The 20,867-nt window shown below is 72.3% G+C and carries 17 protein-coding genes; 4 read left to right on the top strand and 13 right to left on the bottom strand.

Annotation, left to right across the window (positions count from 1 at the left end):
• Positions 1–13: 13 nt before the first annotated feature.
• Positions 14–1,747, top strand: coding sequence for a metallophosphoesterase family protein (locus tag IEZ13_RS03895; protein WP_183216691.1), 1,734 nt, complete (start codon positions 14–16; stop codon positions 1,745–1,747).
• 61 nt (positions 1,748–1,808) lie between these two features.
• Here the strand turns inward: IEZ13_RS03895 and IEZ13_RS03900 are convergent, their stop codons facing one another.
• From IEZ13_RS03900 to IEZ13_RS03950, 11 genes are all read right to left on the bottom strand, one after another.
• Positions 1,809–3,002, bottom strand: a complete 1,194-nt coding sequence (locus IEZ13_RS03900) for a hypothetical protein (protein ID WP_183216693.1) — start codon at positions 3,000–3,002, stop codon at positions 1,809–1,811.
• 176 nt (positions 3,003–3,178) lie between these two features.
• Positions 3,179–4,660 carry an Asp-tRNA(Asn)/Glu-tRNA(Gln) amidotransferase subunit GatB gene (gene gatB, locus IEZ13_RS03905; protein ID WP_183216695.1) on the bottom strand — a complete coding sequence of 494 codons (1,482 nt, stop codon included), beginning with the start codon at positions 4,658–4,660 and terminating at the stop codon, positions 3,179–3,181.
• Between the two features lie 13 nt (positions 4,661–4,673).
• Positions 4,674–6,137 carry an Asp-tRNA(Asn)/Glu-tRNA(Gln) amidotransferase subunit GatA gene (gene gatA / locus IEZ13_RS03910; RefSeq protein ID WP_183216697.1) on the bottom strand — a complete coding sequence of 488 codons (1,464 nt, stop codon included), beginning with the start codon at positions 6,135–6,137 and terminating at the stop codon, positions 4,674–4,676.
• 2 nt (positions 6,138–6,139) lie between these two features.
• Positions 6,140–6,439, bottom strand: coding sequence for an Asp-tRNA(Asn)/Glu-tRNA(Gln) amidotransferase subunit GatC (gene gatC, locus IEZ13_RS03915; protein ID WP_183216699.1), 300 nt, complete (start codon positions 6,437–6,439; stop codon positions 6,140–6,142).
• Positions 6,412–8,472 carry a putative bifunctional diguanylate cyclase/phosphodiesterase gene (locus IEZ13_RS03920; RefSeq protein ID WP_183216701.1) on the bottom strand — a complete coding sequence of 687 codons (2,061 nt, stop codon included), beginning with the start codon at positions 8,470–8,472 and terminating at the stop codon, positions 6,412–6,414. Before IEZ13_RS03920 ends, gatC begins: the two co-directional genes overlap by 28 nt.
• 125 nt (positions 8,473–8,597) lie before the next feature.
• Positions 8,598–10,817, bottom strand: a complete 2,220-nt coding sequence (gene ligA, locus IEZ13_RS03925) for an NAD-dependent DNA ligase LigA (RefSeq protein WP_183217223.1) — start codon at positions 10,815–10,817, stop codon at positions 8,598–8,600.
• Between the two features lie 47 nt (positions 10,818–10,864).
• Entirely contained in the window at positions 10,865–11,860 is a 996-nt protein-coding gene (locus IEZ13_RS03930; RefSeq protein ID WP_183216703.1) for a methionine synthase, read from the bottom strand.
• The gene (mnmA, locus tag IEZ13_RS03935; RefSeq protein ID WP_183216705.1) at positions 11,853–12,941 is read right to left on the bottom strand and encodes a tRNA 2-thiouridine(34) synthase MnmA; all 1,089 of its coding nucleotides are present in this window, start codon (positions 12,939–12,941) and stop codon (positions 11,853–11,855) included. Before mnmA ends, IEZ13_RS03930 begins: the two co-directional genes overlap by 8 nt.
• A 9-nt stretch (positions 12,942–12,950) precedes the next feature.
• Positions 12,951–14,126, bottom strand: coding sequence for a cysteine desulfurase family protein (locus IEZ13_RS03940; protein ID WP_183216707.1), 1,176 nt, complete (start codon positions 14,124–14,126; stop codon positions 12,951–12,953).
• A 620-nt stretch (positions 14,127–14,746) separates the two neighbouring features.
• A complete protein-coding gene (locus IEZ13_RS03945; RefSeq protein ID WP_183216709.1) occupies positions 14,747–15,679 on the bottom strand; it encodes an electron transfer flavoprotein subunit alpha/FixB family protein in 933 nt (310 codons plus the stop codon).
• A gap of 20 nt (positions 15,680–15,699) precedes the next feature.
• Positions 15,700–16,476, bottom strand: coding sequence for an electron transfer flavoprotein subunit beta/FixA family protein (locus IEZ13_RS03950; protein ID WP_183216711.1), 777 nt, complete (start codon positions 16,474–16,476; stop codon positions 15,700–15,702).
• A 409-nt stretch (positions 16,477–16,885) separates the two neighbouring features.
• Between IEZ13_RS03950 and IEZ13_RS03955 the strand changes: the two genes are divergently transcribed.
• The 3 genes from IEZ13_RS03955 to IEZ13_RS03965 are packed head-to-tail and all read left to right on the top strand — an operon-like array spanning position 16,886 to position 17,977.
• Complete coding sequence (locus IEZ13_RS03955; RefSeq protein ID WP_372441801.1) at positions 16,886–17,251, top strand: YidH family protein; 366 nt, start codon at positions 16,886–16,888, stop codon at positions 17,249–17,251.
• Between the two features lies 1 nt (position 17,252).
• Positions 17,253–17,606, top strand: a complete 354-nt coding sequence (locus tag IEZ13_RS03960) for a DUF202 domain-containing protein (RefSeq protein WP_183216712.1) — start codon at positions 17,253–17,255, stop codon at positions 17,604–17,606.
• 38 nt (positions 17,607–17,644) lie between these two features.
• Positions 17,645–17,977 (top strand): PLD nuclease N-terminal domain-containing protein, encoded by a 333-nt coding sequence (locus IEZ13_RS03965; RefSeq protein WP_183216714.1) that lies wholly within the window; start codon positions 17,645–17,647, stop codon positions 17,975–17,977.
• Between the two features lie 15 nt (positions 17,978–17,992).
• Here IEZ13_RS03965 and IEZ13_RS03970 read toward each other — a convergent pair whose 3' ends face one another.
• Together IEZ13_RS03970 and IEZ13_RS03975 are read right to left on the bottom strand one after the other, a co-directional pair.
• Positions 17,993–19,981, bottom strand: coding sequence for an Hsp70 family protein (locus IEZ13_RS03970; protein ID WP_183216716.1), 1,989 nt, complete (start codon positions 19,979–19,981; stop codon positions 17,993–17,995).
• Between the two features lie 79 nt (positions 19,982–20,060).
• Positions 20,061–20,834 carry an enoyl-CoA hydratase/isomerase family protein gene (locus IEZ13_RS03975; RefSeq protein ID WP_183216719.1) on the bottom strand — a complete coding sequence of 258 codons (774 nt, stop codon included), beginning with the start codon at positions 20,832–20,834 and terminating at the stop codon, positions 20,061–20,063.
• Positions 20,835–20,867 lie beyond the last annotated feature (33 nt).

The raw sequence follows: 20,867 nt of genomic DNA on the forward strand, positions 1-20,867 counted from the left end.
AGGTGAGGTCCCGATGAGCGAGGCGCCGACCAACCAGGAACCGCCCGGGCAGAGCGGACGCCGACGTGCCGCCGCTCTTGCCGAATCGGTGGCGCGGCTCTTCCGGTCGGCCGCCGGGTTCGCCGGCTTCCTCAGGGCGCCGGCCGGGCCGCTTCGGGCCGGCGCCGGCTTTTTCCGGGCGGCCACCGGCCTGACCGGCCGGGCGGTCCGGCATCGCTGGTCCCGGCGGCTCCGGGTCGCCGCGGCGGTCGGGCTGACCGCCGTCGTCGGCTCGCTGATCGGGGTGATGCTGTTCGCCCGCTCCGATCTGAACGTCGGCCCGTTCAGCGCCGAGATGTCGGTGATCCCGTCCGTGCACGGCGGCACCGAGGTGAACATCCCACCGCTCGGCTCACTGCACCTGGACAGTCACCGGGGCCCGGTGCACCTGCGGGTGGATCTCGGTTCGCTGGACCAGAGCCGGACCGAGGCGCTGATCGACAACCCGGCCGCGATCAGCACGGCCGGGGAGCGGGCGGTCGACGAGGTGGTCGCCGGGGTGGCCCGGCTCGGTCTGCGCACCATGGGCCTGGCCGTGCTCAGCACGCTCGTCCTGGCCGCGCTGATCTTCCGCGACACACGGCGGACCGCGGCGGCCGGCCTGACCGCACTGGTCGTCACCGGCGGCAGCCTGGGCCTGGCCGCCGCCACGCTGCGACCGAATTCGATCAGCGAGCCCCGCTATGAGGGCCTGCTCGTCAACGCGCCCGCCGTGGTCGGTGACGCCCGGCGGATCGCCGACAACTACGGGCGCTACTCGGAGCAGCTCCAGGCCATCCTCGGCAACGTGAGCCGGGTCTACTCGACCATCTCGGCGCTGCCGGTCTACGAGCCGGCCGGCAACACGACCCGCCTGCTGCACGTCTCCGACCTGCATCTGAACCCGACGTCGTGGGGCCTCATCCGGACCGTGGTGGACACCTTCGACATCGACGCGGTGATCGACACCGGCGACATCGTCGACTGGGGCAGCAGCGCCGAGACGTCGTTCGTCGCCTCCATCCCGTCGGTCCAGGTCCCCTACATCTACGTGCGGGGCAACCACGACTCGGCGGCGATCCAGGCGGCGGTGGCCCGGCAGAGCAACGCCGTGGTCCTCGACGACGCGCTCACCGAGATCGACGGGCTGACCATCGCGGGCATCGGCGACCCCCAGTTCACCCCCGACAAGAGCGAGACGAACGTGGCCGGCGACGAATCCGGCCCCGAGTTGCTGACCGCCGCCGGCGACCGGCTGGCACAGACGATCCGCGACTCGGGCAAAAAGGTCGACATCGCCCTGGTCCACGACCCGGCCATGGCCCAGCCGCTGTCCGGCGTGGTCCCCCTGGTGCTCGCCGGCCACCTGCACCGCCGCGTGGTGAGCACGCTGCCCGCACCCACCGCGCCGCCGCCCGGCCCGTCGACGTCGGCCTCCCCGGTCCCGTCGGCGTCCACGGCGCCCCCACCCACCTTCACCACACGCCTCATGGTGGAGGGCTCCACCGGCGGCGCCGGGCTGCGCGGCCTGGAGGGTGAGGACGCGACCCCGCTGAGCCTGTCGGTCCTCTACTTCGACGAGAACAACGAGCTGAAGGCATACGACGACATCCAGCTGGGCGGCACCGGCGAGTCGAACGTGGAGATGCAGCGCAACGTCATCGGCCTCGAACCGGAGCCGACTCCCACCCCGGCGCCCTCACTCTCGTCGATCCAGCCATCCCGCTGACCGACCCCCGCCCCACGGCCGCGGGCCAGCGGGCCGGCGGCAGGGTGGGGTGGTGGGGCCGTCAGGGGATTCGGCGGAGGTCCAACAGGAGTGTGCCGGTGTCCATGCCCTCTGGGTCGATCTCGATCGTGTAGAGGCCGGCCGAGGTGCTGAAAGCCAGCGACGCGGTGGGCCTTTCGGCGGTCAGTGTCCCGGAGCCGGCGTCCAGGCCCAGGGGTGTCTGCAGTTGTACCCAGGTCTGGCCGGTGGTGGTCAGGGAACCCCGGCGGACGGTCAGGCGGAGCTGTTCGGCCTCCTTGGCTCGGAAGGTGACGTAGGCTCGCTCGCCGGCCCGGGCCAGGGTGACGCGGGACGGTGGGGCGCCGGCGGTGAGGCGCGCCGAGACGGTGCCGACCAGTTGGACGGTCAGTGTCCCGGTGTGTGTGGTGTCCGGGTTGACCTCGATGGTGTGGACGCCGCCGGCCGTGGTGTCGAAGTTCAGGGTCCGGAAGTCGCTGTCCTCGCCGAGCGCTCCGAGCACCTCGGTCTCGCCGGCGGGGGTGGTCACCTTGAGGTCGGTGTACTCCTGCCGGGGCAGGGTGCCGCGCCGGGCCACCAGGGTGAGCTTCCGTCCCGCCGGGGACGGGAAGGTGAGGAAGGCTCGTTCGCCGGCTTTTCCGATGGTGACCTTCCGGGGCGGGCCGCCGGGAACGAGGGTGCCCGAGGTGGATCCGCGCAGGCTGACCAGTACGGTTCCGTGTTCGGCGACCCGGGGTTTGACCTCGATGATGTAGCCGGCGGTCGCCGGGGCGGTGAAATCGACGCTCGCGGCCGACCAGGTGGTGAGCAGGGTGCCCTCGGCCACCTTCTCGTCGATGCGGCGGATGATCACGTCGGTGTTGTCGGCCGCGGTGAGGGTTCGGCGTTCGGCCAGTACGGTGAGACGCTGCCCGGCGGTGGCGTCGAACCGGACGATGGCGAGCCGGTCGGCGTCCACCAGCGCGCCGGGGCCGCCGACCGTGAGCCGCTCGATACCCGGGGCCACGGCGCTGGACCGCGGGCCACCGGCCGTCAGCCGCTCGCGCGTAGGCACCGGGCCGAACAGCGGGCCGCCGACCGTGAACTGCTCGACGTTCGGGGCCACGGCGGCGAGCAGGCGGCCACCGACCCTGAGCTGCGCGGCCGGGGTCATGGCGTCGAGCAGGGGGCCGCCGGCGGAGTTCAGGCCGGTCAGGACGACCGTGGCGAGCACCCCGAACGCGGAGAACAGTGACATTTCCGCAGAGTATGACAAATTGCCCGTTTCCCGGCGGGGATCGGTCCGCTCTCATACCACCGCGCGGCCGTGAGCGGGAGTCGGCAGCTCCGCCCGGAACGGGCGGCAAAGGGCCGGGGACGGCAGCGCCCGGCCCCCATGGATTCCCGGGGCCGGGCGTAGCCGTACAAAATCGGTCAGGAAACGCCGAGGCGCTCCAGGAGCAACTCGCGGACGGTCTTGGCGTCCGCCTGGCCTCGCGTGGTCTTCATGACCGCGCCCACCAGGGCGCCCGCGGCGGCGATCTTGCCGTCTCGGATCTTAGCGGCGATGTCCGGGTTCGCGGCGATGGCCTCGTCGACGGCGGCCGTGAGGGCACCCGTGTCGTTGACCACCTCGAGGCCGCGGGCGGCCATCACCTCGGCCGGGTCGCCCTCGCCCGCGACGACGCCCTCCAGGACGGTACGGGCGAGCTTGTCGTTCAGCTTGCCCTCGTCGACCAGCTTCTGCAGGGCCGCGACCTGGGCCGGCGTGGCGCCGACCGCGGCGAGCTCGATGTTCAGCTCGTTGGCGCGGCGGGCCAGCTCGCCCATCCACCACTTGCGGGCGCCCGCGGGGGACGCGCCGGCCGCGATGGTCTCCTCGATGATCTCGACGGCGCCGGCGTTGGCCACCGACTGCATGTCGAGTTCGGAGATGCCCCACTCCTCGCGGAGGCGGGCCCGGCGGGTGCTGGGCTTCTCCGGGAGAGCCGCCTTCAGGGAGGCGACCCATGCCGCGTCCGGAGCGATCGGCACCAGGTCGGGCTCGGGGAAGTAGCGGTAGTCGGTCGCGGTCTCCTTGGAGCGCCCGGGGCTGGTGTCGCCCCGGTCCTCGTGGAAGTGCCGCGTCTCCTGATGGATCTTGCCGCCGCCGTCGAGGATCCCGGACTGGCGGATGATCTCGGAGCGGACGGCGCGCTCGACCGAGCGGAGCGAGTTGACGTTCTTCGTCTCGGTCCGGGTGCCCCACTCCTCGCCCGGGCGGTTCAGCGAGGTGTTGACGTCGCAGCGCATCGAGCCCTGCTCCATCCGCACGTCGGAGACGCCCAGCGAGCGGATGATGTCGCGCAGCTCGGCGACGTACGCCTTGGCGATCTCGGGAGCGAGCCCGCCCAGCCCGGGGACCGGCTTCGTGACGATCTCGACGAGCGGGATGCCGGCCCGGTTGTAGTCGACCAGCGACTCGGTGGCGCCGTGGATCCGGCCGGTGGCGCCGCCGACGTGCAGCGTCTTGCCGGTGTCCTCCTCGATGTGCACCCGCTCGATGCCGATGCGGTGGGTGACACCGTCGACCTCGACGTCCACGTAGCCGTCCACGCAGAGCGGCTCGTCGTACTGCGAGGTCTGGAAGTTCTTCGGCATGTCCGGGTAGAAGTAGTTCTTCCGGGCCATCCGGCACCACTCGGCGATGTCACAGTTCAGCGCCAGGCCGATCCGGATGGTCGCCTCGATGGCGGCGCGGTTCATCACCGGCAGCGCGCCGGGCAGGGCCAGGCAGACCGGGCAGACCTGGGTGTTCGGCTCGGCGCCGAAGTCGGTCTTGCAGCCGCAGAACATCTTGGTCGCGGTGCCCAGCTCGACGTGGGTCTCCAGGCCGATGACCGGCTCGTACCGGGTGAGGATCTCTTCGTAGCTCATCTCTGCTCCCTCCTCACAGGGCCGGCGGGGTGAACGTGCCGACGGCGGACTCGAGCGCGGCGGCGACCCGGTACATCCGGTCGTCGGCCAACGTCGGGGCCATGATCTGGAAGCCGACCGGCAGGCCCTCGGAGAGCCCGCACGGGACCGAGATGGCCGGTCCGCCGTACAGGTTCGTCGGGATGGTGAAGAGGTCGGCGAGGTACATCTGGTACGGGTCGGAGGTCCGGGATCCGAACGGGAACGCCACGAACGGGGTGGTCGGCGAGACCAGCACGTCCACCTTCTCGAACGCGGACTGGAAGTCGCGGGTGATCAGGGTGCGGACCTTCTGCGCCTGGCCGTAGTAGGCGTCGTAGTAGCCACTGGACAGGGCGTAGGTGCCGATGATGATCCGGCGCTTCACCTCGGGGCCGAAGCCGGCCTCCCGGGTCAGCGACATGACCTCCTCGAGCGAGCGGTTGCCGTCGTCGCCGGCGCGCAGACCGTACCGGACGCCGTCGAAGCGGGCCAGGTTGGAGGAGCACTCGCTGGGGGCGATCAGGTAGTAGGCCGGCAGCGCGTACTCGAAGTGCGGGCAGGACACCTCGACGACCTCGGCGCCCAGCTTGACCAGTTTCTGGAGTGATTCCTGGAACGCGGCGGTCACGCCGGGCTCGGAGCCGTCGCCGGCGAACTCCTTGACGATGCCGAGCCGCACACCGGTCAGGTCACCGGTCGCGCCGAGGCGGGCGGCCGCCACCACGTCCGGCACCGGCTGCGGGATCGAGGTGGAGTCACGCGGGTCGTGGCCGGCGATCACCGCGTGCAGCAGGGCGGTGTCCTCGACGGTCCGGGCGCAGGGGCCGGGCGTGTCCAGCGAGGAGGAGAAGGCGATCAGGCCGTAGCGCGAGGTGCCGCCGTAGGTGGGCTTCGCGCCCACCGTGCCGGTGACCGCGCCGGGCTGGCGGATCGAGCCACCGGTGTCGGTGCCGATCGCGAGCGGGGCCTCGTAGGCGGCGAGCGCGGCGGCCGAGCCACCACCCGAGCCGCCCGGGATCCGGCCCAGGTCCCATGGGTTGTTGGTCGGGCCGTACGCGCTGTACTCCGTGGAAGAGCCCATCGCGAACTCGTCCATGTTGGTCTTGCCGAGAATCGGCATGCCGGCCTTCTTGAGCCGCTCGACGATGGTCGCGTCGTACGGCGGCTTCCATCCTTCGAGGATCTTCGAGGCGGCGGTGGTCGGGACGCCCTTGGTGGTCACCACGTCCTTGACGGCGATCGGCACCCCGGCCAGCGGGCCGGTGATCTCCCCGCGGTCGACGGCGGCGGCGGCTTCGAGGGCGCCGGCCCGGTCGACGTGCAGGAACGCGTGCACCCGGTCGTCGACGGCGGCGATCCGGTCGAGGTGCGCGGTGGCGACCTCGACGGCGGAGACCTCTCCTGTAGAGATCAACTTAGCGAGATCGGAGGCGGAAAGCCTGGTCAGGTCGGTCACGATCAGTCCTCCTCGTCCAGGATGCGCGGCACCCGGAAACGGCTCTCGTACGCGTCCGGAGCGCCGGAGAGCGCCGCGTCCTGCGTGAGGCTCGTGGTGGGGACGTCCTCGCGGTACACGTTGGTCAGCGGCACCGAGTGGGAGGTCGGCGGGATGTCCTCCGCGGCCACCTCACCGACCCGCGCGACCGACTGCAGGATCACGTCGAGCTGCCCCGCGAATCGATCGAGCTCTTCTTCGGTCACGGCGAGCCGCGACAGGCGCGCCAGGTGCGCTACCTCTTCGCGGGAGATGGCGGCCATCCTGCCCCCTCATCGTTTGACGGTTTAACTGCCGGGCCTGAGTCTATTTCGCCGCGATTCCCGGCCTTGACCGGGCGGTACCGCCGTCGCCACGTGGCGAGATCGGTGGCCGGCATGGGACGGGCGTGGAACCAGCCCTGCGCCGTGTGACAGCCGGCGGCCGCGAGCATCCGCCAGGTGGCCTCGTCCTCCACGCCCTCGGCGACGGCGCGCAGCCCCAGCGAGTCGGCCAGGCCGATCACCGAGCGGACGATCGCGGCGTCGCCCCGGTCGGTGGTCATGCCCAGCACGAACGAGCGATCGATCTTCACCTCGGCGAGTGGCAACCGCCGAAGATGCTGCAACGACGAGTAACCGGTGCCGAAGTCGTCCAGCGAGATGCCCACGCCCATCCGGCTCAGCCGGGTGGTGGTCTCCAGGACCCGGTGCGGGTCGGCCATCAGCGCGCTCTCGGTGATCTCCAACTGCAGAAGATCAGCGGGTACGCCGTACCGGCCGAGCAGCGCGCCCACCCGGTCCGCGATGTCCCCGGCGTGCAGGTCGCGGGCGCTGACGTTGACCGCGGCCCGCAGCGGCACACGATCCCGCCGCCAGGCCGCGAGCTGGGCCACCACCTCCTCCAGCACACGTGCGGTGAGCAGCCGCATCACCGGGGTCGGCTCGGCCGCGCGGAGCAGTTCCTCCGGGCCGACCGTGCCGCGCCGCGGGTGCCGCCAGCGCAGCAGCGCCTCCACGCCGACCACCTCGCCGGTCGCGATGGCGACCTGCGGCTGGTAGTAGAGGACGATCCCGTCGTCGGGCGGGTCCCGGCGCAGCGCGGTGCGCAGGTCGGCGACCAGGGTGAGCTTGTCGGGGGTGTGCTCGGCCACGTCCGGCCCGTGCACGGCCACCTGGTCACCGCGCTCCTTCGCCTCGTACATGGCCGACTCGGCCTCGCGCAGCAGGGTGCTGTCGTCGCGGCGGCCCGATTGCAGTGCTATCCCGATCGAGGCGCTCAGCTCGACCGGGGTGCCGTCCAGCGGGAACGGACGGCTCAGCTCGTCGGTCAGGTGCTGGGCGATGCGCCGGGCCGAGGCCGGGTCCTCGACCCGGGTGGCGAGCACCGCGAATTCGTCGCCGCCGAGCCGGACCACCAGGTCGTGGGTGGGCACCGCGGCGGTCAGCCGGTCGGCGACCCGGGTCAGCAGCCGGTCCCCGGCGCCGTGGCCGAGGGCGTCGTTGACCGTGCGGAACCGGTCCAGGTCGATCAGGAGCAGGGCGCGGCGCCGGTCCGGGTCGCGCTCGGCCATCGCGGCCTGAAGGCCACGCCGGTTGGGCAGGCCGGTCAGCGGGTCGAAGCGGGTGGCCCGCTCGAACTCGCCGGCCCAGCGGACCATCCGGTGCACGGCGTGCAGCGCCAGCAGGGCCAGCGGCAGCAGGGCCGGGCTGACCCGGGCCGCGACCAGCACCACCGGGCCGAGCAGCAGCAGGGCCGCGGTGGCGAACAGGTCGGCGTGGCCGCGGCGGCGCCGGCGGGGCGGGGCGTCCGAGGTCAGCACCCGGGCCAGGGCGGCCACCGAATAGCGGGCGAGCATCCACGTGACGGCGGCCAAGCAGATCAGCACCACCGCCCACCAGCCCGGGCTGTCGTCGACGCGCAGCGACACCAGGTGGGCGACGGTCGACGCGGCGATCAGCGCCGCGGCGTGCTGCACGGTCAGGTGCAGGGTGCGCCGGGGCGAATGCCGCATCCGGGCGCCCGCCACCGCCACCGCCACCGTCTGCACGGCCACCGCCGGCAACGCTCCCCAGGCGAGGGCGATGCCGAAGGTGAAGCAGATCGAGGGCAGGATCACCGAGCTGGCGCGGCGGCCGGGCACCACGTACGGACGGGCGTCCACCACGACGGCCAGCACCGCCATGGTCCAGAAGGCCGGTGGCAGGCCGCCGCTCGCCCAGATCAGCGGGACGGCGGCCACGACGGCAGGCACGGTGGTGACAAGCACGGCACGGCGGTGGTCCGGACCGGCCAACCGTGGGCGAGCGGCATCCATGCGACCTCCACGATGGCCTCGATCACCGATCGCCTACACCATAGATCCATATGGCGCTTTTTGTCCGAAAGCGCCTAAACGTTGTTAGACGTCGGTTAGCTCTCAGACGTGCGATCCGCCGGGATTCACCCTTCCGGGGTGCTCTCGGCCACCGCCCTGGCCGCCTCCGGGCCGTCCGTCAGCAGAACCCCGAAACCCGCCTCGTCGAGCACCGGCACCTTGAGGGCGAGCGCCTTGTCGTACTTGCTGCCCGGGTTGTCGCCGACCACCACGAACCCGGTCTTCTTCGACACCGAGCCGGTCACCTTCCCGCCCCGGGTGGTGATCTCCTCGGCCGCCCGGTCGCGGGTGTAGCCGGCCAGGGTGCCGGTGACCACGACGGTCAGGCCGTCCAGCGTGCGGGGGCCGGTCTCCACCCGCTCGTCGGCCATCCGCACGCCCGCGGCCCGCCACTTCTCGACGATCTCCCGGTGCCAGTCGACGGCGAACCACTCACGCAGGCTCTCGGCGATGATCGGGCCGACGCCGTCCACCTCGGCCAGCGGGTCGACGACCTTGACGGTCCGTTTGACCACCGCTTTCCCGGTCGTCGCCGGGTTCTCCGCGACGTCGGCCTCGTCCGGCTCCTCCACGACCGCCGGCACCAGCGCCTCGACCTCGGGCAACGCCGCCGTCCGCGCGACGATCTCCTCGATCGCCTCCATCGCCTCGTATTCCAGGGCGAGCGCCTCCGCCGCCGTCGGCCCGACATGCCGGATCGAGAGCGCCCGCACGATCCGGGCGAGCGGCCGCCCCTTCGCCTCAGCCAGGCTCAGCAGCATCTTCTCCGCGTTCGCCCCGAGCGTTCCGTCCTTTTTCACGAAGAACGGCGCCCGGAGCAGGTCGTCGGCGGTCAGCGTGAACAGATCACCCTCGTCGAACAGCACACCCGAATCGATCAGCGCGTGCGCCGACTTCTCCCCCAGCACGTCGATGTCCAGAACATTGCGCTGCCCGATGTAGGTCAGCCGCTCCCGCCGCTGCCCCACACAGAACCGCGAGTTCGGGCATCGGATGTCGATGTCACCCTCTTTCGCCGGGGCCAGCGGCGTCCCGCAGTCGGGGCACTCGGTCGGCATCACGAACGCCCGCGCATCCGCCGGCCGCAGCTCCAGCACCGGCCCGAGGATCTCCGGGATGACGTCACCGGCCTTGCGCAGCACCACGGTGTCGCCGATCAGCACACCCTTGCGGACCACCTCCTGTGCGTTGTGCAGGGTGGCGAACTCGACCTCCGACCCGGCCACCACCACCGGTTCCACCACCGCCTGGGGTGTGACCCGGCCAGTGCGGCCCACATTGACCCGGATGTCGAGCAGCTTGGTGGTGACCTCCTCCGGTGGGTACTTGAACGCGATCGCCCACCGCGGCGCCCGGCTGGTCGACCCCAGCCGGCCCTGGATCGAGACGTCGTCGACCTTCACCACGACACCGTCGATGTCGTGCTCGACGTCGTGCCGGTGCTTGCCGTAGAACTCGATGAACTCGCGCACCCCGGCCAGGTCGTCGACCAGCTTCCACCGCTCGCTGACCGGCAGGCCCCACGCCTTCATCGCCGCATAGGCCGCCGACTGCGAGGCCGGGCTGAACCCCTCCCGCGCGCCCAGCCCGTGCACCACCATGCCGAGCCCGCGCGACCCGGTGACCCGTGGATCCTTCTGCCGCAGGCTGCCGGAGGCGGCGTTACGGGGATTCATGTACGTCGGCTTACCCTGCTCCACCAGCATCGCGTTGAGCGCCGCGAACGCCTCGGCCGGGAAGTAGATCTCGCCGCGCACCTCGACCAGGTCGGGCACGTCGTCACCGGTCAGCCGCTCCGGGATGTCCCCGATGGTCCGCACGTTGGGGGTCACGTCGTCGCCGACCCGCCCGGTGCCACGGGTGGCGGCGCGAACCAGAACGCCCTTCTCGTACGTCAGATTGATCGCCAGACCGTCGATCTTGAGCTCGCACAGGAACCGCACCGGGCCGCCGGCGTCCCGAACCGCGCGCTCGGCCCACGCGGTCAGCTCGTCGAGGTTGAACACGTTGTCCAGCGACATCATCCGCTCGGCGTGCTCGACCTTGGGGAAGTCGCCGGTGGCCGTGCCGCCGACCATCTGGGTCGGCGACTCGGGGGTGCGCAGCTCCGGGAACTCCGCCTCCAACGCCTCCAGCTCGCGCAGCAGGAGGTCGAACTCCGCGTCCGACACCGTCGGCGCGTCGAGCTGGTAATAGCGGTGCTGGTGCTCGCGGATCTCGTCGGCCAGCTCGGCATGCCGGGAAGATGCCTCTGGTGTAGCCACTGAACCGAACCTCCGTGTCAGGAATACCTAGGTGGCACGGTAGCCCCACCCCCTGACACTTTCCGCTCTCAGACCTCGGCGATCCGGCGGCCGGCCTCCGTGCACGCCTTCAGCAACGCGCGGACATAGCCGATCGGCGCGCCGGCCAGCCCGCAGGCCGGGGTGATCACGACCTGCCCGGGCAGCCGGGCGGCCGGGAAGCCGAGCCGCTGCCAGAGGGTCCGCACCCGGTCGGCGATCTGTTTCGACTCCGGACGGCGGCCGGCGACCGGGCGGGTCGGCGCGGCCCCGGCGAAGATCCCCAGCCCGGCCTCGATCGCCTCACCGAGCGGGTCGAGGTCCTTGAGCAGCGACAGGTCGAAGGCGACCGCGGCGGCCCGGGCGTCCCGGATCACCTGCAACGGCATCTCGGGCGCGCAGCAGTGCACGATCACCGGGGCGTCGACCGCCTCGACCACGCTGCGCAGACGGGACGCGGCGTCCGGTCCGTCCACCACCCGATAGGCGCTGAGCCCGCTCTCGGTGGGCACCTGCCCGGCCAGGACGGCGGGCAGCGACGGCTCGTCGAGCTGGAGCAGCACGGTGGCACCGGGCACCCGCTTGCGCACCTCGGCCACGTGCCGGCGCAGCCCCTCGGCCAGCGAGTCGGTCAGATCCCGGACCGCGCCCGGGTCCCGCAGCATCCGCCCGCCGATCGGCAGGTCCAGGTTCGCGGCCAGGGTCCACGGCCCGGCGGCCTGGATCTTCAGCGGGCCGGAGTATCCGTCGGCCTGCTCGGTGAGCTGGTCCAGATCGCGTTCCAGCAGATCCGCGGTCCGCCGCAGGTCCTGGCCCGGCCGCGCGGCGACCTGCCAGCGGCCGGCATAGACCTGCACCGGCAGCTCGACGAGGAACCCGGCGGTCCGGCCGATCATGTCGGCGCCCGGGCCGCGCTCGGGCAGCTCGGGCAGGTGCGGCAGGCCGGGCAGCTCGCCCAGCACGATCCGCTGGGCCTCGGCGATGTCGGTGCCGGGCAGCGAGCCGATGCCGGTGGCGACGCCCGCGCCCCAGGGGAACTCAGGCATGCGACGACACCCGGGAACCGGCCGTGATCGTCGCCGAGCCGAGCACGATGTCCCCCTCGGGATCCGGCTGGTAGGCGACGATCGCCTGACCTGCGGCGACGCCTCGCGCCGGCGACTGCAAAGTGGCGACCAGGGCATCGGAGGCGACCGACACCGAAGCCGGGACCACCTCGCCGTGCGCTCGCAGCTGAACCTCGCAATCCACCCGAGTGTCCACGCCGTGCCAGATCGGCCGGTCGGCGGTGACCACGTCGACCTCCAGGTCCTCACGCGGGCCGACGGTCACCGTGTTGGTCACCGGGGTGATCGACAGCACGTAGCGCGGGCGGCCGTCGGCGGCGGGAACCCGCAGGTCGAGGCCCTTGCGCTGGCCGACGGTGAACCCGTACGCCCCGTTGTGGGCGCCCAGCCGCTCGCCGGTCCGCCCGTCCACGATGTCGCCGGGCGCCGACCCGAGGCGGCTCTCCAGGAACCCGCGGGTGTCACCGTCGGCGATGAAGCAGATGTCGTGCGAATCCGGCTTGTCGGCCACGGCCAGCCCACGCTCGGCGGCCTCGGCCCGGACCCGCTCCTTCGTCGAGTCGCCGAGCGGGAAGATCGCCCGGTCGAGCTGAGCGCGGGTCAGGACGGCCAGCACATACGACTGGTCCTTGGCCAGGTCGACACTGCGCCGCAGCAGGCCGTCGGCGCCCAGGCGGGCGTGGTGGCCGGTGACCACCGCGTCGAAGCCCAGGGCCACCGCCCGGTCCAGCACGGCCGCGAACTTGATCTTCTCGTTGCAGCGCAGGCAGGGATTCGGGGTGCGGCCGGCCGCGTACTCGTTCACGAAGTCGTCGACGACGCTGTCGTGGAACTCCTCGGCCATGTCCCACACGTAGAACGGGATGCCGATCACATCGGCGGCCCGGCGAGCGTCCCGCGAGTCCTCCAGGGTGCAGCAGCCGCGCGCCCCGGTCCGGAACGTCTGGGGGTTACGGGCGAGCGCGAGGTGCACGCCGGTGACATCATGGCCGGCGTCACGGGCGCGCGCGGCGGCGACCGCCGAATCGACACCGCCCGACATGGCTGCGAGAACACGCATGGTCCCAGCCTATCTGGATGTCTTCCAGGCCCCCGCCCGGCGGGCGCGTTCCACCGCGCCCGGCAGCGCCGCGAGCAGCGCGTCCACATCCGCCTTCGTGCTGTCGTGCCCGAGGCTGAACCGCAGCGACGAGCGGGCCCGCGGGTCGTCGGCGCCCATCGCCAGCAGCACGTGGCTCGGCTGGGCCACCCCGGCCGAACACGCCGAACCGGTCGAGCAATAGACACCCTGCGCGTCCAGGAGCAGCAGCAGCGCGTCGCCCTCGCAGCCCGGGAAGGAGAAGTGGGCGTTGCCCGGCAGCCGATCGGCCGGGTCACCGTTGCAGATCGCGTCCGGGATCGCCGCGCGCACCCGCTCCACCAGGTCGTCGCGCAGCGCCGCCACCCGGCTGACGTGCTCCTCCCGGCCGGCGACCGCGGCTTCCACGGCCGTGGCGAAGGCCACCACGCCCGGGGTGTCCAGGGTCCCGGATCGCACGTCCCGCTCCTGGCCGCCACCGTGCAGCAACGGTGTGCAGGTCACGTCCCGGCCCAGCAGCAGCGCGCCGACACCGACCGGACCGCCCACCTTGTGCCCGGTGAGGGTGAGCGCCGCGGCGCCGCTCGCCGCGAAGTCCACCGGCACCTGCCCGACCGCCTGCACCGCGTCGGTGTGGAACGGGATCCCGGCGGCCGCGGACAGCGCCGCCAGCTCGGCGACCGGCTGCACCGTGCCGACCTCGTTGTTCGCCCACTGGACGCTGACCACGGCGATCTCGTGACCGTGTGCCCGCACCAGCTCGGCGAACGCCTCCGGATCCACCCGCCCGGCCGCGTCCACCGGTTGCAGTGCCGTCTCGGCGCCCTCGTGCCGCCCCAGCCAGTCGACCGCGTCCAGCACGGCGTGATGCTCGACGGCCGAGGCCACCACGCGGCGCATCCGCTGGTCGGCGTCCCGCCGGGCCCAGAAGATCCCCTTGACCGCTAAATTGTCCGCCTCGGTCCCGCCACCGGTGAAGATCACCTCGGACGGCCGGGCTCCCAGCGCCGCCGCGATCCGCTCCCGCGACTCCTCGACCAGGCGCCGGGCCCCACGACCCGCCGCATGCAGCGAAGACGGGTTTCCAAGCTCACGCGCCGCGGCGACATAGGCGTCGAGCGCGGCAGGCAGCATCGGCGTGGTCGCCGCATGATCCAGGTAGGCCATCGCCTCCAGCTTAGGCCGTCCTCCCGTCACCACTACCGTCCGAGCCCTCCCAAGATCAAAATCACCACCCCGCTCCGGTACGCCGTCCCCCGCCCCCGACCACACCACTTCCGCCCCGCCCTACCGGCGACCTCACTGCACCCTCACGCCTATTGCCGCCCGCACCGGGCGGACCCGCCGCCGTCACCCTCACCCCACCCGGGCGGACCCGCCGCCCTCACCCTCAGGGGCCTGCCACCCTCCCTGCCGAGCCGGGTGGACGCACACGGTCGCACCGCCGTGTGCGCCCACCCGGCGAATGGGCTTGGTCGGTGCCCACGCAGCGGCCCACGTGTGCGCCCACCCTCCTATCAACGCCGGAACGGTGAGGGCGAGGGCGGCGGATCGCCGGGGTGAGGGTGAGGGCGGCGGGTCCGCCCGGCGCGGGCGGCACCGGGCGGGAGGGAGCGGTGAGATCGCCGGTAGGGCGGGACTGCAGTGGTGCGGTCGGGAGCGACGAACGGCGTACCGAATCCGGGTTGGAAAGCGAACGGCCCGGCGCAGGAACGCCGGGCCGAGCACGTGCGGGTCCCGGGTGATCGGCCACCCCGCGAGGGTGGGCGATCGCCCGGGCCGTGGGACTACTTGCGCTTGCGGATCTCGTCGGCCGCCTGCGGGACGACCTTGAAGAGGTCACCGACCACGCCGAAGTCGGCGAGCTCGAAGATGGGCGCCTCGGCGTCCTTGTTGACCGCGACGATCGTCTTCGAGGTCTGCATGCCGGCCCGGTGCTGGATCGCGCCGGAGATGCCGAGCGCCACGTAGAGCTGCGGCGACACGGTCTTGCCGGTCTGGCCGACCTGGAACTGGTGCGGGTAGTAGCCCGAGTCGACGGCCGCGCGGGACGCGCCGACGGCGCCCCCGAGCAGGTCGGCGAGCTCCTCGACCAGTTTGAAGTTGTCGGCGTTGCCGACGCCGCGGCCACCGGAGACGACGATGCCGGCCTCGGTGAGCTCGGGGCGGGAGCCCTTCTGCTCGGCGACCCGCTCGACGACCTTGGTCAGCTTGTCGGCGTCCGACGCGGCCACGGTCAGCTCCTCGACGGCCGGGGTGGCGGCCGACGGCTCAGGGGTGACCGAGTTCGGGCGGATGGTGACGATCGGCAGGCCCTTGGTGACCTTGGACTTGACGATCGCCGAGCCGGCGAAGATCGCCTGGGTGGCGGTGCCGTCGGCGTCGAGCCCGACCGCGTCGGTGAGCAGGCCGTTGTCCAGCTTGATCGCCAGGCGGGCGGCGATCTCCTTGCCCTCCTGGGTGGAGGCGAGCAGCACGGCGGCGGGCTGGACCCGCTTCACCAGCTCGGCGACCACGGTGGCCTTGGGGGCGACCAGGTAGCCGTCGACGTCCTCACCGGACGCGGTGTAGATCTTCTCGGCACCGAACTCGCCGAGCTTCGCGGTGTCGGCGTCGCCGAACACGACCGCCGAGACGGACCCGAGGCCACGGGCGATCGTCAGCATCTCGAGGGTGACCTTCTTGACGCCGTTCTCGACGACGACCAGTACTTCAGCCATTGTTCTCTATCCCCTCGGACTCAGACGAACTTCTCGGTGGCCAGGTACGCGACGAGCTGCTCGCCACCGGTGCCCTCGTCGACGACCTTGGCGCCGCCGGTACGGGCCGGGCGCTTCGAGTACTCGAGGACCTGGCTGGTGGCGCCGGCGGAGCCGACCTCACCGGCGGAGACGCCCAGGTCGCCCAGGGACAGGCTCTGCACCGGCTTCTTCTTGGCGGCCATGATGCCCTTGAAGGACGGGTACCGCGGCTCGTTGATGGTGTCCCAGACGCTGACGATCGCCGGGGTGGCGGCCGTGACGACCTCGTAGCCCTCGTCGGTCTGCCGCTCGACGGTCAGCTGGGAGCCGTCCACGGTGAGCTTGCGGGCGCCGGTGAGGGCGGCCACACCGAGCAGCTCGGCCAGCATGTGCGGGACGACCTGGACGCGGCCGTCGGTGGACTCGGCGCCGCTGATGATCAGGTCGGCGTTCAGGGTGCGCAGCGCGGCGGCGAGCACCTTGGAGGTGGCGACCGCGCAGGAGCCGTGGAGGGCGTCGTCCTGCACGTGGACGGCCTTGTCCGGGCCCATGGAGAGAGCCTTGCGGATGGACTCGGTCGCGCCGGCCGGCCCCACGGTCAGGACGGTCACCTCGCCACCGTGCGCTTCTTTGATCTTCAGCGCTTCCTCGATGGCGTATTCGTCCATCTCGTTGATGACGTTGCTCGCCGACGCCCGGTCGACCGAGTAGTCAGCGCTAAGGGTGCGCTCGGCACCGGAGTCGGGCACCTGCTTCACCAGTACGACGATGTTCATCGCGCTCCTAGGACTCTCCTGTATTGGACGCACCGTTGCGGTCGACCCTGTCCACGGCCGCCGAAGTTGCCGGGCGGCGGACATGTCAGCCAGGTTACCCGTCAGTAGCATCGCTGTTGCGGCCACCCAGAGTGACACACCTCACCCATGCCCCTAGCGTGATCGCTACAGTGGGCAATGAGGAGGTGTCAGACATGTCCGGTCAAAACGTCTCACTCGTGGAGGGCGTGCGCCCATCCACGACCCATACTCCCTCACGTCCCGAAGAGCTGAAGCCGCAGTCCCATGGACGAGGCGGCCCGGACTCTCCGTGGTGCCTCTGCGGGCGCCCACGGGAGGCCTGTGTGAGTGACGAAGTCCGCAATCTGTGGCACCACCTTCTTGACCCGATGAGTCGATAATCAACGGTGTGTTGCGAGAGTGGTTCAACCCGTCACAGACAGGCACCACTCCGGACTACCGTTTCTCCCTCGCCAACGAGCGCACCTTCCTCGCCTGGATCCGGACCGGCCTGGCGCTGATCGCGGGTGGCCTGGCATGCGCGCAGTTCCTGCCACCACTGCCGGTGCGCCACCTGCGCGAGATCATCGCGATCCTGCTGCTGGTGCTCGGCGCCCTGGTGGCGCTGCGCGCGGTCGACCACTGGGTGCGGACCGAGCGGGCCATGCGGCTCGGCACCGACCTGCCGCGCTCCCGGTTCCCGGCCGTGCTCGCCGTCGCGGTGGCGGCCGGTGCGGTGGTGATCATCGCGGCGGTGCTGGTCCAGGTCTTCTGAGATGAGCGAGCCGTGCGGTCAGCACACCCGGGACCCGGGGGCCTGCGCCAGGGTGCCCCGCGATCCGGGCGCCTCCGCGCTGCGGACCCGGCTCGCCTGGCGGCGCACCGGCCTGTCGGCGTCCGCCGTGGCGCTGCTGGCTCTCCGGCCGGCCTTCGCGCCCGGCGCCGGCCCGGCCGAATGGCTGGCGGCGGCGGCCTCGATGACGACCTGGGCGGCGATCGTGGCGATCGCCCTGCACCGGGGCCGGGACCTGCGAACCCGGTTCCCCGGGCCGGCGCCCCGCCCGATCCGGGCCTACGCCTTCCTCATCGTCGCCCTGGCCGTCCTCGGCGGATGGGTTGTCATGCTCTGATCGTCGCCGACCCGGCTTTCGAGGAGCATCATTGCGGCATGGTCCGGTTGTTCATCTTCTTGGCCGCGGCAGCCCTCGTCCTGCTGATCCTGGCCCTGATCAGCGCCTTGTCGGCGGAGCGGGTCCGCAACGCGCCCCGCGCCGTCTGGATCCTCGCGATCCTGCTGATACCGATCGCCGGACCGACCGCCTACCTCCTGTGGGGCCGCCCGATCAGCCGGTCCCGTCGCCCGATCCGCCGCCCCTCGTCGCCGGACGACGACCCGGACTTCCTGCGTTCGATGGACAGCGAGCAGTCCCGTCGCGACCGTCAACTGCTCGACGAGTGGGAGCAGGACCTCCGGCAGGACGACGAGCCGGACCGTCCGTGAGGCCGGTGCCCCCGGTCAGAGTCCGAGCAGTCTCCCGATGTCGGTGAAGACCTCGACGGCGTCCTGGTCGAACGGCTCGCCGTTGCCGTAACCGTAGGCCAGGATCAGCGCCACGATCGGCACGGTCACCATCACGATCATGCTGAGCAGCATCTGGATCACGCGGCCGAGACGCCCACGGCGGCGCACCCGGGCCGGTCGGGGCTGCGGCTGCGGTTGGGGCTGCGGAGCGGACACGACCGCGCGGGCGGGCGGTGAGACCGGGCGGGCGGGCGGTGAGACCGGGCGGGCCGAGCCCACGGCGGGCGAGACCGGCCGGGCGTGTGCCACCACCGGCTGCTGCGGCCGGGGCACGCGCCCCGGCTGCCGGGGCTGCCTCGGGGGTACGGGAGTCCGGCTCTCGTGTTCGGGAGGACTGGTGGCGACCGTCGCGTCCGGATCGGAACGCCAACTGTCGGCCGCGTGCGGCCACGGGTCCACCGGGGGAAGCAGGTGCGGTGGGGTGTCGGCGGGCGGCCGCGGCCGGGACGGGCGGTCCTGCCGCTGAGGCGGGCCGTCGGCACGCGGCCGGTGCGGTGGTGGCGACTCGGCCCGGCCGGCGCCGGGCAGCGCCGGCACGTCGACGGCGGTCGCGGACGGAACGGCCGGAACAGGCGTGGTCAGCGGCTTGCCCGCCACCACTGTCGGCCGGTCGGCTTCCACCGGCGCCGGGGGCGAGACCGGCTCCTTTTCCGCCGGTTCGTCCGCGACGGCCGCGACATCCGCGGGGCTCGCCAGAACCGTCGGCTGGTCGGGCTCGACCACCTCGGGCTCGCGCTTCACGGGCGGCGCCGCCAGCACGGTCGGCCCGTCCTCCTCGGCGCGGGCCGGAAGGTACTTGGAGGGCAGCCGCAGCTCCTCGGTGGGCCCCGGCGCGGCCGGCTCGGTGGTCAGCAGGGCGGCCCCGGCCAGGATGCTGCCCTCGGCCACGACCAGCTCGGGCTGCTCGATCACCACGGGCGGGTCGCCGAGCGCCCGGTGCAGCAGGGTCGCCACCAGCGGGATCCGGCTGGCGCCGCCGACCAGGAACACCCCGGCCAGCCGCCCGTCCGGCAGGTCGGCCCAGCGCAACAGGTTCCGGGTGATCTCGACGGTCTGCTCCAGCACCGGCCGGGCCACCGTCTCCAGCTCCTCGCGGGTGAGGTGTGCCTCGATGTCGAGCAGCGGCACCACGAAGTCGGCGGCCTGCGCCCGGGAGAGCCGCTCCTTGGCGATCCGGACGTCGTCCCAGAGCTGACGGCGGGCCCGGCGCTCCTCGACGGTGGAGGGTTCCATGAGCCGCGCCCAGTCGCCGGTGCGCAGGTGCTCGACGACGGCCGCGTCGACGTCGAGGCCGCCCAGGTCGTCACGCCCGTCGACGGCGAGCACCTCGAAACCGGACGAGGTGCGCGCGACCACGCTGGTGTCGAAGGTGCCCGCGCCGAAGTCGTGCACCACCACGACCGAGCCGATCGGCACGTCCCGCCCGAGGACCTCGGCGAAGTAGGTGGCCGCGGCGACCGGCTCGGCGACCAGGCGGGCGCCCTCCAGCCCGGCGCGGGCGGCGGCCTCGGCGAGCAGGGTGCGGCGAGCCGCTCCCCAGGTGGCCGGGCAGGTGAGGGTGACCTCCGGCCGGTGCGGCCCGACCGCGCGGTGCCACTCCTCGGCGACCCGGGCCAGGACCGCGGCGATCAGCTCGACGGTCTCGAACTCCCGCTCGCCGAGCAGCACCAGCCCGTCGTCGACACGGCGTTTCGGGTTGGGCTCGAAGCGGGCCGGGTCGAGCCGGGCGCTGTGCACCGCGTCCCGGCCGACGAGCAGGCTGCCGTCCGAGTCCGCGAAGACGGCCGACGGCAGCAGTGGGGAGCCGTCGACCAGGATCGGGCGGGCACGGCCGTCCGGCCATCGCGCCACGGCGACGGTGTTGGAGGTGCCGAAGTCGACGCCGAGGGCGTACCGCTTCGGACCACCCTGGTCGATGGGCATGCCCGCAGTCTAGGCAATGACAGCCCGCTTACGATCCCTCCCGTCAGGCGGATTCCCGACGGTAAAGATCACCCGGGCCCTACTTTCCGGTGAACTTGGGGGCCCGTTTCTCGACGAACGCGGTGGTCCCCTCGACCCGGTCGTCGGTCGCGAAGAGGCCGGCGAACAGGTGTGACTCGAGGGCCAGCCCGGCCGCCAGGTCGACGCTGAGCCCGCCGTCGACCGCCTGCTTGGCGGCGCGCAGGGCCAGGGCCGGACCGGTCGTGTACTGCCGGACGAGGTCGACTGCCGCGGCGTACACCTGATCGGCCGGGACCACCCGGTCGGCCAGGCCGATCCGCAGCGCCTCGTCGCTGTCGACCATCCGGCCGGAGAAGATCAGGTCCTTGGCGCGGGCCGGGCCGATCAGCCGGGCCAGCCGCTGGGTGCCGCCGGCGCCCGGGATGATGCCGAGCTTGATCTCCGGCTGGCCGAGCTTGGCGTCCTCGGCGATCACCCGCCAGTCACAGGCCAGGGCCAGTTCGCAGCCGCCGCCCAGTGCGTACCCCGTGATGGCGGCGACGACCGGCTTGGGGATCTGCGCGACCGCGTCGAAGGCGCTGGACAGCGCGCCGGCCCGGACCACCATCTCCTGGTACGTCACCGTGGTGAACTCGGTGATGTCGGCGCCCGCCGCGAAGTGCTTGCCGGCGCCGTGCACGACCACCGCGCGGACCTCGTCGTCACCGGCCGCGGCCTGCGCCGCCACCCGCAACTCCTCCTGCACCTGAGTGTTGAGCGCGTTGACCGGCGGCCGCTCCAGCCGGATGGTGCCGATGCCGTCCGCGACCTCGAGCCGTACGAACTCACCCACCGGTGTGCCCTCCTGTTCACTCCTGCTGTTTTG

Origin of the sequence: Actinoplanes campanulatus (assembly GCF_014647795.1) — a bacterium.
Taxonomy (GTDB): Bacteria; Actinomycetota; Actinomycetes; order Mycobacteriales; family Micromonosporaceae; genus Actinoplanes; species Actinoplanes campanulatus.